Origin of the sequence: Klebsiella sp. K-3 (assembly GCF_051207495.1) — a bacterium.
Classification (GTDB): Bacteria; Pseudomonadota; Gammaproteobacteria; order Enterobacterales; family Enterobacteriaceae; genus Klebsiella; species Klebsiella aerogenes.
In genome coordinates, this window is record NZ_JBPNXF010000001.1 from 542,707 (window position 1) to 555,528 (window position 12,822).

General features: G+C 56.4%; 10 protein-coding genes. 6 read left to right on the forward strand and 4 right to left on the reverse strand.

What is annotated here, in order from left to right:
- The first annotated feature begins 86 nt into the window (after positions 1-86).
- From mntR to ACSEMK_RS02645, 5 genes are all read left to right on the forward strand, one after another.
- The gene (mntR, locus tag ACSEMK_RS02625) at positions 87-554 is read left to right on the forward strand and encodes a manganese-binding transcriptional regulator MntR (RefSeq protein WP_113373913.1); all 468 of its coding nucleotides are present in this window, start codon (positions 87-89) and stop codon (positions 552-554) included.
- A complete protein-coding gene (locus tag ACSEMK_RS02630) occupies positions 551-1,663 on the forward strand; it encodes an anion transporter (RefSeq protein WP_430914952.1) in 1,113 nt (370 codons plus the stop codon). Before mntR ends, ACSEMK_RS02630 begins: the two co-directional genes overlap by 4 nt.
- A 107-nt stretch (positions 1,664-1,770) precedes the next feature.
- Positions 1,771-2,811 carry an aldo/keto reductase gene (locus ACSEMK_RS02635; RefSeq protein WP_113373914.1) on the forward strand — a complete coding sequence of 347 codons (1,041 nt, stop codon included), beginning with the start codon at positions 1,771-1,773 and terminating at the stop codon, positions 2,809-2,811.
- A 156-nt stretch (positions 2,812-2,967) separates the two neighbouring features.
- The gene (locus tag ACSEMK_RS02640; RefSeq protein WP_430914953.1) at positions 2,968-4,344 is read left to right on the forward strand and encodes a glycoside hydrolase family 1 protein; all 1,377 of its coding nucleotides are present in this window, start codon (positions 2,968-2,970) and stop codon (positions 4,342-4,344) included.
- 60 nt (positions 4,345-4,404) lie between these two features.
- Positions 4,405-5,121: a GntR family transcriptional regulator gene (locus ACSEMK_RS02645; protein WP_271032232.1), complete on the forward strand. Its 717-nt coding sequence runs from the start codon at positions 4,405-4,407 to the stop codon at positions 5,119-5,121.
- A gap of 82 nt (positions 5,122-5,203) precedes the next feature.
- Here ACSEMK_RS02645 and ldtB read toward each other — a convergent pair whose 3' ends face one another.
- Both ldtB and ACSEMK_RS02655 read right to left on the reverse strand, forming a co-directional pair.
- Positions 5,204-6,118, reverse strand: coding sequence for a L,D-transpeptidase (ldtB, locus tag ACSEMK_RS02650; RefSeq protein ID WP_015367569.1), 915 nt, complete (start codon positions 6,116-6,118; stop codon positions 5,204-5,206).
- 198 nt (positions 6,119-6,316) lie between these two features.
- A complete protein-coding gene (locus ACSEMK_RS02655; RefSeq protein WP_047049100.1) occupies positions 6,317-7,099 on the reverse strand; it encodes a tyrosine-protein phosphatase in 783 nt (260 codons plus the stop codon).
- A gap of 179 nt (positions 7,100-7,278) precedes the next feature.
- Here ACSEMK_RS02655 and ACSEMK_RS02660 point away from each other — a divergent pair, with 179 nt between their 5' ends.
- Positions 7,279-8,871, forward strand: coding sequence for an ABC-F family ATPase (locus ACSEMK_RS02660; protein WP_015367567.1), 1,593 nt, complete (start codon positions 7,279-7,281; stop codon positions 8,869-8,871).
- Between the two features lie 134 nt (positions 8,872-9,005).
- On the opposite strand, the gene ACSEMK_RS02665 is transcribed toward ACSEMK_RS02660, so the two are convergent.
- Positions 9,006-11,369, reverse strand: a complete 2,364-nt coding sequence (locus ACSEMK_RS02665) for a glycoside hydrolase family 31 protein (RefSeq protein ID WP_316424450.1) — start codon at positions 11,367-11,369, stop codon at positions 9,006-9,008.
- A 15-nt stretch (positions 11,370-11,384) separates the two neighbouring features.
- On the reverse strand, positions 11,385-12,686 hold the full coding sequence (locus tag ACSEMK_RS02670) for an MFS transporter (protein WP_113374838.1): 1,302 nt from the start codon (positions 12,684-12,686) through the stop codon (positions 11,385-11,387).
- Positions 12,687-12,822: the final 136 nt, after the last annotated feature.

A 12,822-nucleotide genomic window follows, 5' to 3' on the forward strand; every position in this document is an offset into this window, starting at 1 on the left:
TTATTTTTTTGTGCTCCGGGCGCAATCCATTACAATGTGGATCCTTTTATATGATGCTTGACGCGTCACACCAACGAGGAAGCACAATGAACCGTCGCGCAGGTAAGCCCATAACTAAAAAAGTGACGCAGCTGGTTAATGTCGAAGAACACGTAGAGGGGTTCCGTCAGGTGCGCGAAGCGCATCGTCGCGAGCTGATTGATGACTATGTGGAGCTGATCTCCGATCTGATCAACGAAGTGGGCGAAGCGCGCCAGGTGGATATGGCTGCGCGTCTTGGCGTTTCGCAACCGACGGTGGCGAAAATGCTTAAACGTCTGGCGAGCGTCGGCTTGATCGAACAGATCCCCTGGCGCGGGATCTTCTTAACCCCGGAAGGGGAAAAGCTGGCCCATGAAAGCCGCGAGCGTCATCAGATTGTGGAAAACTTTCTGCTGGCGATTGGCGTGAGCGCGGAGATTGCCCGCCGCGATGCGGAAGGAATGGAGCACCACGTCAGCGAAGAGACGCTGGCGCAATTTAAGCTGTTTACCCAGAGATTACACGCGGAATGAATCTCCCCTTTGTGCAGTCGCTCGCCCGTGACCGTTTCCTGCATCTTTTATTGCTTATCGCCATTATTCTTAGCCTGTTCGTTCCTTTCTCGCCTCGGCGCTGGGGGCAGGCTATCGACTGGCACACTATCATCACGCTCAGCGGGCTGATGCTGCTGACAAAAGGGATTGAACTGAGCGGTTATTTTGATGTACTGGGGCGTAAAATGGCGCGCCGTTTCGTCACCGAGCGCCAGCTGGCCATCTTTATGGTGTTGGCTGCCGTGCTGCTTTCCACTTTTTTGACCAACGACGTCGCGCTGTTCATCGTCGTCCCCCTCACGTTGACGCTGAAAAAATGGTGCGCCATCCCGGTGAACCGGCTGATTATTTTTGAAGCGCTGGCGGTTAATGCCGGCTCTTTATTAACGCCCATCGGCAATCCGCAGAATATCTTACTGTGGGGGCGCTCCGGGCTATCGTTTCTTGCCTTTATCGGCCAGATGCTGCCGCTGGCGGCGGCGATGATGATCACGCTGTTGGTGCTGTGTTGGTTCTGTTTCCCCGCCGCTCGGCTCAATTATCAAAGTAGCGACAAAGCGCCGGAGTGGCGGCCTAAGCTGGTGTGGAGCTGCCTCGCTTTCTACCTTATCTTTCTGGCGGCGCTGGAGATGAAGCAGGAACTCTGGGGACTGGCGCTCATTGCCGTCGGGTTCCTGTTGCTGGCGCGAGCGGTGATTATCAACGTCGACTGGTCGCTGCTGCTGGTGTTTATGGCGATGTTTATCGACGTTCACCTGCTGACGCAGCTGCCGGTGCTGCAGCAGTGGCTGAACGGCGTCGGCCAGCTCTCTTCCGGCGGGCTGTGGCTGACGGCAATCGGACTGTCGCAGTTTATCAGCAACGTGCCATCGACTATTTTGCTGCTTAATTACGTACCGCCAACGATGCTGTTAGCGTGGGCGGTGAACGTCGGCGGCTTTGGGCTACTGCCCGGGTCGCTGGCGAATCTGATTGCGTTGCGGATGGCCGGCGACCGCCGGATCTGGTGGCGCTTTCATCTTTATTCCATTCCGCTGCTGATCTGGGCGGCGCTCACCGGTTATGCCTTGCTCGCGCTGTGGCGCTGATTTTCAGAGGATTGGGCAAGAAACGGGCAGGAACACCCCATTCGCGATGACGACGCTCGGGCTATAACTATCTGGCTGACGTTAATCATCCGAATGAGGACACTGCTATGCGTTATCAAAAACTGGGAAATACCGGCCTGTTTGTCTCTGAGCTGTGCCTTGGCACCATGACCTTCGGCGGCGAAGAGGGGATGTGGGGGAAAATCGGCCAGCTGCGCCAGGCGGAAGCCGAACAGCTGGTGGGCAGCGCGCTGGATGCGGGCATCAACTTCATCGATACCGCCAACGTTTATTCAGAAGGACGCTCGGAGGAGATAACCGGCCAGGCGTTAAAGAACCTGAAGATACCGCGTGAAAACGTGGTGGTGGCGACCAAAGTGTTCGGCGAAACCGGCACCGCTGGGGTGAACTCGCGCGGCAGCTCCCGCTACCACATTATGGGCAGCGTGAAAGAGAGCCTGCGCCGCCTGCAGCTCGATCATATCGATCTCTACCAATTACACGGTTTCGATCCGGCGACGCCTATCGAAGAGACGCTGTCGGCGCTGGACACTCTGGTGCAGCAGGGGCACGTGCGCTACATCGGCGTTTCTAACTGGGCGGCCTGGCAAATCGCCAAAGCGCTGGGCATCGCGGAACGCCTTGGGCTCTCGCGCTTTGCTTCTCTGCAGGCTTACTACACGATTGCCGGGCGTGACCTGGAGCGCGAACTGGTGCCGATGATGCAAAGCGAAGGTCTCGGCCTGATGGTCTGGAGCCCGCTGGCGGGCGGACTGCTGAGCGGTAAATATCGCCGCGATGGGCAGGCGGAAGCGGGCGGTCGTCGCCTGGAGTTCGACTTCCCGCCGGTGAATAAAGATCGCGCCTTTGACTGCATCGACGTCATGCAGGCGATAGCCGAAGCGAAAGGGGTATCGGTAGCGCAGATTGCGCTGGCGTGGCTGCTGCATCAGCCGGCGGTCACCAGCGTTATTATTGGCGCCAAACGGGCCGAACAGTTGCAGGATAACATTGCCGCCACCGCTATTCGCCTGAGTGAAGATGAGTTACGCCAGCTTGACGCGGTCAGCGCGCTGCCGCGCGAGTATCCGGGTTGGATGCTGGAGCGCCAGGGGGAATATCGCCGTAAGCAGCTTGACGCGCAGTAACGCCGTTTTTTCCGTGCTTATAAAGATCGCCGCTTGCGGCGATCTTTTTTGTGTGTATGGCTCACAGAAAACGATCCTGCTTTTGCTTCGGCGGCGGTTTTTTTGTATATGACTAGTCATAACATTTAAATGACTAGTCATATACAGAGGCGAACCATGAAAGACAAACTACCGGCCAATTTTTTATGGGGTAATTCGGTCTCCAGCATGCAGACCGAAGGAGCGTGGAATGAGGGGGGGAAGGGGATGTCGGTATACGATATCCGTGAACCGTCGGAGTTCGCCTCGGACTGGAAGGTAGCGACCGACTCCTACCATCGCTTCCGCGAAGATTTTGATTTAATGCAGGATCTGGGCATGAACTGCTATCGCTTCCAGATAGCCTGGAGCCGCGTCTGCCCGCAGGGAGATGGCGAGTTCAATGAAGAGGGGATTGCGTTCTACCATCAGTTTATTGATGAGCTCATTGCCCGCGGTATTGAACCAATGATCTGCCTCTATCACTTCGATATGCCCTTGTCGCTGGCGGAGCGCTACAACGGTTTTACCGACCGCCGGGTAATGGACGCCTTTATCCGCTACGGTCAGAAGATGATCGACTGCTACGGCGATAAGGTGAAGTACTGGCTGACCTTCAACGAACAGAATCTTTACCATTCGCCGGAGGCTTTTCTGATCACCGGCTATCTGCGTGGCGATAAAACGCTGCGCGAGCTTTACCAAATTCAGCACCACGTGATGATGGCCCACGTCCATCTCACCGACTATCTCCATCAGGCCAAACCGCAGTGTCTGATGGGCGGAATGCTGGCCCATGCGCTGGTCTATCCGGCGACCTGTAAGCCGCGCGATATTCTGTGCGCCCAGCAACTGGACGAGTTTTTAAACCAGAACCTGCTGCGCGCCTACGCGGGCGAGGGCTATAGTCCGGAGGTGATGCATTTTGTCGCTCGCGAAGGCTTTGACGATATTTATCGCCCTGAAGATATTGCGCTGATGGCGACGGTGAAGGTCGACTATCTGGCATTCAGCTACTACGCCAGCCGCGCGCTCAATAGCGACGCGATCCCGCCGGGTACGGCGGTGAACAACTACATGTTGTTCGGCAACCAGGACAATTCGTATCTGAAAGCGACGGAATGGAACTGGCAGATCGATCCGCTGGGATTCCGCATGATCATTACCCGCTATTACAATGACTGGCGGCTACCGGTCTTCCCGATTGAAAACGGTATCGGGGTAATCGAATCCTGGGACGGCGAAAACCCGGTCGCCGATGATTATCGTATTGCCTATCACCGTGATCATATTAACGCCATGAAAGCGGCAATGTTTGAAGACGGGGCGCAGGTAATAGGCTATCTCGGCTGGGGATTAATCGATATTCTTAGCTCGCAGGGCGACATGCGTAAACGCTACGGCGTGGTGTACGTCAATCGTGAAAACCACGATCTTAAGGATCTCAAGCGGGTACCTAAGAAAAGCTACGCGTGGCTGAAGCGGGTTATCCACAGTAATGGCGAAGAGATGTAACGGCGAGCGGGCGGTGTATGCCGCCCGCCAGCCATTCACAAAATGTTAAAGGATCGGAGAATGACGGCGAAGTATCTTAATATCGCGCGGGAAATAAAAAAGCGGATCATTAGCCAGCAGTATCCTGCCAGCGCGCCGTTACCCGACCAGTTTGCGCTGGCGGCAGAGTTCAATACCAGCCGGATGACCATCCAGCAGGCAATGCGTCAGCTGATTGTCGAGGGTCTTATCTACACCCGCAAAGGTCAGGGTACCTTTGTACGGAAAAATTTCCTCCAGCTATCGCAGTGGGAACTGCCCGGCAGCGACTATTTTGGCGCCACTAAAACCTGGGAGCATCTTGGCGAGGTGCAAAGCGAAGTGCTGCGCTTTGAGCTGCGTTTTCCCAGCGAGAAGGAGCAAAGTTCGCTGCTGATCGACGCCGATGCGCCGGTGTATGACTTCGTCCGCCTGCGGTTGCTTAACGGCGAGCCGGTCTCGCTGGATCTTACGGTAATGCCGGTGGCGCTGGTGCCGGGGCTCAATAAAAGCCATCTGCAGAGTTCGGTGTTTCGTTACGTGCAGGAGACGCTGGGGCTGAAGCTGATGGGGTCTTATCGGGTGGTGCGGGCGAAGAAGCCGGATGATCTGGATAAATTACATCTTAACTGCGAGCCGACCGATCCGGTGCTGGAGGTTGAGCAGGTGATTTATCTGGAAGATGGTACGCCGCTGGAGTACGCGCACTGCCGCTACCGCTACGATCATGGCGGGGTCATTCTGGTCAATAACGGCTAGCGGGAAGATTTGCCCTGCTGGCGCTGCGAGCAGATAAAAAACGGCGGGCACCTGGCCCGCCGTTTTCATGTGCTAGCTGAAATTAGTTCAGGCGCACCGGCATCCCTGAACGGTTCTGGATCGCCTGATCCATTACGCTCTGGTCAACGTCAGGCTGGCTGGTCACCGACTGCACGGCCTGAGTCAGGCTGATAGGCACGATTTCGCCGCCTTTGAACTGCGCTTCGGTGGTCGACAGCGGGTTGTGTACTTCGACGTAGCGGCTGCCATCCGGTTCGGTAGTGGCTTTCACCGGCTCATCGATAAACTGCACGCGGGTGCCGACCGGCACGTTCTCAAACAGGAATTTGATGTCTTCGTTACGCAGACGCACGCAGCCGTGGCTCACGCGCAGGCCGATACCAAAGTTGGCGTTGGTACCGTGGATAGCGTACAGACGACCGATATACAGCGCGTACAGGCCCATCGGGTTATCCGGGCCTGCTGGCACGACTGCCGGCAGCGGGTTGCCTTCCGCGGCGTATTCGGCGTGCATTTTCGCCGTCGGGGTCCAGGTCGGGCCCGCTTTCTTACGTTCAACTTTGGTCGTCCAGTTGATCGGCGTATCTTTGCCCAACTGGCCGATACCGATCGGCAGTACGATCACGGTATTGGTGCCTTTCGGGTAGTAGTACAGACGCATCTCGGCGCTGTTGATGACGATACCTTCATGCACGGTGTCCGGCAGAATCAGCTGTTGCGGAATATTCAGCACGGTGCCGCCTTTCGGCAGGTAGGTATCCACGCCCGGGTTCGCTTCCAGCATGTTGGACAGACCCATCTGGTATTTGGCAGCGAAATATTCCAACGGCTGTTTATTATCGTCTGGAATAGTAATGACCTGGTTCTGGCCAATCAGACGGCTGCCGTCGGTCGGCAGAGGATAGGTAACAGCTGAAGCTGTGTTGCAAAAGCCCACGATGGCGAAGGCTGCCGCTAAGAGTGTCGATAATTTCATATTCTTCATGTCGTGCGCGGTGTCAACGCCACACGGGCCTTGTTAGATATTCAGATAGTAGATGGGAGCGCATTATATGTGCTTTCCGATAAACAGGTAAATCAGATGTGTACGAAATCACAATTTTTTCCTGTTGCTACTAGTGTAGTGCGCTACGCGCCGCTTTCACGGCGAATCGTCTGGTTATCGAAACGTGGATTAATCTTCCAGCAGCCGCGACTGTAACGCTTCGCGCGCCTGCGGCGTCAGGCGATATTCCTGCTCCAGCCAGCGGTCGACATGACCGTAACGTTGTTCAATGCTGGACAACGCGGTCGCCAGATACGACTCCTGGACGGTCATGATGGCGGCGAGATTTTTACGTCCGTTATCATTAAGGCCTTCGCCGAAGGTGTCGAGCAGGAATCCTTCGACCTGCGCCAGCATCCCTTGGGTCAGCAGATACTCTTCCATGACCGTATTGCTATCGCAGCCGAGCGCGAACAACGTTAGGGCGCAGCCGACGCCGGTACGGTCTTTACCAACCGCGCAGTGCTGCAGTAGCGCGCCGTCGAAAGGTTCCATCAACCACTGAGTCAACTGGCGATAGGCGGCGTTATCAAACGGCAACTGACGGTAGAGCTGTAGCATAAACTGCTCGCCGTCCATGGTGTTGAGGGTCGCGGCGTTAAACTCGGTGACTTTCGCATTGACGCTGCTGGAAAGCGGATTGGCCGGAGCGTTGAGGTAGAAGGCTTCGCTATTTAGCCGGTCAGGGCTGCGATTGACCTCTGTCGGATCCCGATAATCCAGCACCCGGCTCAGCGGAATAGCGCTGAGATGATTGAGATCCTCCGGCGTCATGTTGTGCAGCGAACCCGAGCGCAGCAGTTTGCCAGAACGTACGCGCCGGCCATCGGCCGCGCGTTGACCGCCGAGGTCGCGAAAGTTGATGCCGCCTTGAAGCGAGATAAATGCAGGATGGCTGGTGCGGGTGGTCATAAATTCCCTCTGAATTGCGGATAATTATTATGTCTTAGCAATCGGTCATTTTGCGGTAAAACCCTGACCATAGCATAGTTATTGGCGGGCTTTTTACCGCAGTCCGTGAAAAGTGAACCATTTGCTGGCATAATGTCTGGTTCATCACATCCCTAATTCTCTATTTTCAGGATATCCTCGTGCTAGTATCCAGCAACGTCACCATGCAGTTTGGCAGTAAGCCGCTGTTTGAAAACATCTCCGTCAAATTTGGCGGCGGCAACCGCTACGGCCTGATTGGCGCCAACGGCAGCGGCAAATCCACGTTTATGAAGATCCTCGGCGGCGATCTTGAGCCGACGCTGGGCAACGTGTCTCTCGACCCGAACGAGCGTATCGGTAAGCTGCGCCAGGATCAGTTCGCCTTCGAAGAGTTCACCGTGCTGGATACGGTTATCATGGGCCACGGCGAGCTGTGGGAAGTGAAGCAAGAGCGCGATCGCATCTACGCGCTGCCGGAAATGAGCGAGGAAGACGGCTATAAAGTGGCCGACCTGGAAGTAAAATACGGCGAGATGGACGGTTACTCCGCCGAAGCGCGCGCCGGCGAACTGCTGCTCGGCGTCGGTATTCCCGTGGAGCAACATTACGGCCCGATGAGCGAAGTCGCGCCGGGGTGGAAATTGCGTGTCCTGCTGGCGCAGGCGCTGTTCTCCAATCCGGATATCCTGCTGCTCGATGAACCGACGAACAACCTCGACATCGACACCATTCGCTGGCTGGAGCAGGTGCTGAACGAACGCGACAGCACCATGATCATCATTTCGCACGACCGTCACTTCCTGAACATGGTCTGCACCCATATGGCGGATCTCGATTACGGCGAACTGCGCGTGTATCCGGGCAACTATGACGAATATATGACCGCGGCGACCCAGGCGCGTGAGCGTCTGCTGGCCGATAACGCCAAGAAGAAAGCGCAAATTGCCGACCTGCAGGCCTTTGTTAGCCGTTTTAGCGCCAACGCTTCAAAATCGCGTCAGGCGACTTCCCGTGCCCGTCAGATTGATAAAATTAAGCTGGATGAAGTGAAAGCCTCCAGCCGTCAGAACCCGTTCATTCGCTTCGAACAGGATAAGAAACTGTTCCGTAACGCGCTGGAAGTGGAAGCGCTGGCGAAAGGCTTTGATAACGGCCCGCTGTTCAAAGGGGTTAATCTGCTGCTGGAAGTTGGCGAAAAGCTGGCGGTACTGGGGACCAACGGCGTCGGTAAATCAACGATGCTGAAAACGCTGGTCGGCGAACTGGAAGCGGATAACGGGACCGTCAAGTGGTCCGAAAACGCCCGTATCGGCTACTACGCTCAGGATCATGCCGAAGATTTCGAGAACGACCTGACGGTCTTTGACTGGATGAGCCAGTGGAAACAGGAAGGCGATGACGAGCAGGCGGTACGCAGTATCCTTGGTCGTCTGTTGTTTAGCCAGGACGATATTAAAAAGCCGGCGAAAGTCCTCTCCGGCGGCGAGAAAGGACGCATGCTGTTCGGTAAGCTGATGATGCAGAAACCGAACATCCTGGTGATGGATGAACCGACTAACCACCTGGATATGGAATCGATCGAATCGCTGAACATGGCGCTGGAGATGTATCAGGGCACCCTGATTTTCGTTTCTCACGACCGTGAGTTCGTTAGCTCGCTGGCGACTCGCGTACTGGAGATCACCCCAGAACGCGTAATCGATTTCAGCGGCAACTACGAAGATTACCTGCGCAGTAAAGGTATCGAGTAATCCCTCTCCGTTACCCGGGTGGCGGCTACGCCTTACCCGGGCTACCAAACAGCATAGTGCTGTAGCCCCGGTAAGCGGTAGCGCCACCGGGGATTTCTAGACCACCACTACCAGCAGTTTCAGCCGGCCTATGGTCAGAGTCTCCACTCGGTCCCTTCGACGCCATTCACCAGCAGTTGGCGTTTTTCTCCCGCTGGTAATAACAGCTTCAGCGCTTTCCACGCCGGGCGATAGTTGCCGCGAGCGTTAATATTCAGGTTTACACTAGTGGCGCTGCAGGTCATTTCCCACTCCAGCCATAGCGCATCACCCTCTTTATAGCCCCAGCTTTCGCCGTCGTCTTCAAACAGCAGGCCGCGGGTTGAGCCGGTGCCTTTCAGCGGGAACAACTGCAGTTCGCGACGATCGTCTTTTTGCGCATCGACGTGGCTGATACGTTCACTGAGCGGCAGACCGGCGCCGGCGCGGACCAGCAGCGGCAGTTTTTCCAGCGGCGCGTCCAGCGTCACCCACTGACCACCGGCGAACCACTGGTGGCTGTAAAAATCGTACCAGCCGTCCTGATTATCGGGCAGCCACAGCTGGCGCTGACGGGCGCCGGGCTCTACTACGCTTGCCACCAGCAGATCGCGCCCCAGCATGAAGTCATCACACTCGGCGAATGTCTGGGTATCGTGCTGGTGATCGAGGAAGGTCGGGCGCAACATGGGTTCGTCATCGGCATGCGCCTGCCATAACAGGGTGTACAAATAGGGCAGCAGACGGTAGCGCAGCTCGATGGCAGAGCGGATCGCCGGGGTGATTTCCGGGTACATCCAGGGTTCATTGACCGTCTGGTCGTCATTCCACGAGTGAATGGTAAAGCGCGGATGCATCACGCCGTTTTGCACCCAGCGAACGAACAGTTCTGGCTCGGGTTTATCGCCGGAGAATCCGCCGACGTCATGGCCGACGTTAAACAGCCCGGAAAGACTCATCCCTAATCCCATACGGGTGTTATAGCGCAGCGTATCCCAGTTGGTGCGGTTGTCGCCGCTCCAGGTCTGTACGTAGCGCTGCATCCCGGCACAGCCGGAGCGGGAGATCAGATACGGGCGCTTTTGCGGCGCAAAACGCTGCTGCGCTTCCAGCGAGGCGCGCATCATTAATAGCGGCATCACCGGGCGAATATGCTTAATGGCGATTTCGCGGCCAAAGCCGTAGCAACGCGCTTCGCCGTCCCATACCTCATACTCGTTATTATCATTCCAGGTCGAATCGATACCCATCTCCAGTAGCTGGGTGGTTACGCCTTCTTGCCACCAGGTCACGGTGTGCGGGTTGGTGAAGTCGAGATGCGAACCTTCATCGTCCCAGAAGCTGGAACGTTCGGGAGCATCGGTTTGCGAATCGCGAATAAAGAGGCCGCGTTCCGCCACTTCGCCATAGCGCGGGTGATCCTGCAGCAGGCACGGTTTGATATTGGCAGCCAGTTTCAGCCCGGCATCGTGGAACGACTGGCTCATCACTTTTGGCTGCGGCACCTTGTCGTAGTTCCAGTTAAAGACGTAGCGTTTGCCGTTGATTGAGGTATAGCCGGAAGAGAGCTGGAACGAATCACAGGGGATCGCATGCTGCTCGCACAGGCGGATAAAGTTCATCAGCTGATTTTGCGCATCCGGCGCGTCGGTATAGTGCATCGTCGAGCCGCTATAGCCGAGGCTCCATTTCGGCCCAAACAGCGTTTTACCGGTCAGACGGACGAACGCCTTGGTCACATCCAGCACCTGCTTACCGGTAAACAGGTAATAATCGATGTCGCCGGCTTCCGCCTGCCAGCGGCGATAGGCGGTGTGGTAGTTGTCGATTTCATTACCCAGATCCAGCCAGCAGCTACTCAGGTTGTCATAGAACAGGCCGTAGCTGATATCGCTGCGCTGCGTGATGGTAAACGGAATATGTTTATACAGCGGGTCTGTGCTGACGGCGTTGTAGCCCATGGCATCGAGGTTACGCATTTCGTAGCGCTTACCGTTACGCTGCAGGTCGCCGGCCTTTTCACCCAAACCATAGAAACGCTCATCTTTACGGCGGCTGAGATAATGGGCGACGCCATCCCCGTGGGCATTTGCCAGATAGGCGCTGGTTGGGCGGTCATTGGCGAGCGTCTGCCACTCGCCGGCGTCGTCGCGATAGCTCCACTCCAGCCATAGCGGCTGGTGGACGGTGACGCGCAGCTGGCGGGTGGCGATGGTCAGTGCGTCATCTTCTTTGGTCATCTGCCAGGCCGGGAGGCTAAAACCGCTGAGGTCATCCCGCGCGCGGCCTTCCCACGGCACATCCTGCTGCGGGGCGATACTCCATGTGCGATCCAGCGCCAGTTGGCCCTGGCGCTTCAGCAGGACGCGGAATAAATTCTCTTCCAGCACATACAGACATAAAGTGTGCTGACCATCAACGGTCAGTTCAACGTGATGCTCCTGCTGTTGGTGCAAACTCCAGTGTTTCAACGTCTTCATATTTTACATCCACTCTCAGGCGCGCTTGGCGCGACGTTCAGCAATAAATGCCACCAGGAAAACGGCGCCAATCAGGTCAAAGAACCCCATGGCGATAAACAGCGGGTTGAAGCCGATTTTGTCGGCGGTCACCCCGATTAATAATGAGAACAGGAAGCTGGCGATCCACGCCGCGGAACCGCGCATACCGTTGACCGTCGCCATTTGTCCCTTGTCGAAAGACTCCACCACCAGCGCGCTGAGCATGCAGGAGATGATCTGGTGGCCGAAACCGCCAATGGAGATCAGGATGATGGTGATATAGGGATCGCGGGTAATGGCGACCAGCGCCAGCGAGATCATCAGAAACGCGCCGGTAACGGAACTGGCGATGACCGAGTTGACTCGCGTACAGCCGAACCAACGGACGTACAGGCGGGTGAGGTAGCCGCTGACCACGCTGCCAAGGTCGGCGGCGAGGAACGGCAGCCAGGCGAACATCGCTATCTGTTTAAGATCCATACCGTGCTCTTTCGCCAGGTACAGCGGCACCCAGAAGCTCAGCACCGCCCAGGCGGGCTCGGCCATAAAAGCGGGGATGGCGATACCGTAGAAACGTTTATTCTTCGAGACGGTTTTTAGCGCGGTAAAAAAGGGCAGCTTCACCGGCGGCGCTTCGTTATCCTGCTTGATGTACTCCAGCTCGCCTTGGCTGAGATTCGGGTGTTTTTCCGGGCTCTGGTAGAACACCCACCACAGCACGACCCATAGCAGCGCCAGCACGCCGGTAAACATAAACGCGCCCTGCCAGCCGAAGGAGGCGTGGGCGAAGTAGATGATAGGCGGCGCCAGCATCGCGCCGATAGAAAAGCCGACGCCAGCCCAGCCGGCGGCGATCGGCCGTTCGGATTTCGGGAACCACTCGCCGATGGTTTTAGCGTTAGCCGGGGTGGCGGCCGCCTCCGCGCCGCCCATAAAGAAGCGCAAAATAGCCAGATGCAGCCAACTGCCGGCGCCGGCGTGCGCGATACAGGCTACCGCCCACAGCGTGGCGCAAACCATAAAGCCCAGCTTGAGCCCGATGACGTCGATAAGCCAGCCGCACAGCGGTTGGAAGATGGTATAAGCCAGCTGAAATGCGCCGACGATCCACGAATATTGCTCGGTGGTAATACCGAGTGTGGCTTTCAGTTCCGGGGCGATAATCCCCAGCGAGTTACGTGTGATGTAGTTGACGGTGACGCCAAGTAAAAACAGTACCAGCACCCACCAGCGCAGGTTTTTCACTACCCGGCGCGTTTTGCTGACTGCCATATCATTGTTGAGGCCTTGACTCATAGAACTCTCCACAAGACGTTGTAGGGGGAAGTGACGATCCAGGCGCTGGGTCGTCACGTAATAGTTCTAACCATTTGAATTATTTGTTTTTATTTCAATATCTATTGGTATAACTAGTATGGAAGATATTGGACCA

Excerpts from the sequence above, each read along its gene's own strand:
- mntR (WP_113373913.1), top strand. The coding sequence starts at position 87 with ATGAACCGTCGCGCAGGTAAGCCCATAACTAAAAAAGTGACGCAGCTG.
- ACSEMK_RS02630 (WP_430914952.1), top strand. The coding sequence starts at position 551 with ATGAATCTCCCCTTTGTGCAGTCGCTCGCCCGTGACCGTTTCCTGCAT.
- ACSEMK_RS02635 (WP_113373914.1), top strand. The coding sequence starts at position 1,771 with ATGCGTTATCAAAAACTGGGAAATACCGGCCTGTTTGTCTCTGAGCTG.
- ACSEMK_RS02640 (WP_430914953.1), top strand. The coding sequence starts at position 2,968 with ATGAAAGACAAACTACCGGCCAATTTTTTATGGGGTAATTCGGTCTCC.
- ACSEMK_RS02645 (WP_271032232.1), top strand. The coding sequence starts at position 4,405 with ATGACGGCGAAGTATCTTAATATCGCGCGGGAAATAAAAAAGCGGATC.
- ldtB (WP_015367569.1), bottom strand. The coding sequence starts at position 6,118 with ATGAAATTATCGACACTCTTAGCGGCAGCCTTCGCCATCGTGGGCTTT.
- ACSEMK_RS02655 (WP_047049100.1), bottom strand. The coding sequence starts at position 7,099 with ATGACCACCCGCACCAGCCATCCTGCATTTATCTCGCTTCAAGGCGGC.
- ACSEMK_RS02665 (WP_316424450.1), bottom strand. The coding sequence starts at position 11,369 with ATGAAGACGTTGAAACACTGGAGTTTGCACCAACAGCAGGAGCATCAC.
- ACSEMK_RS02670 (WP_113374838.1), bottom strand. The coding sequence starts at position 12,686 with ATGAGTCAAGGCCTCAACAATGATATGGCAGTCAGCAAAACGCGCCGG.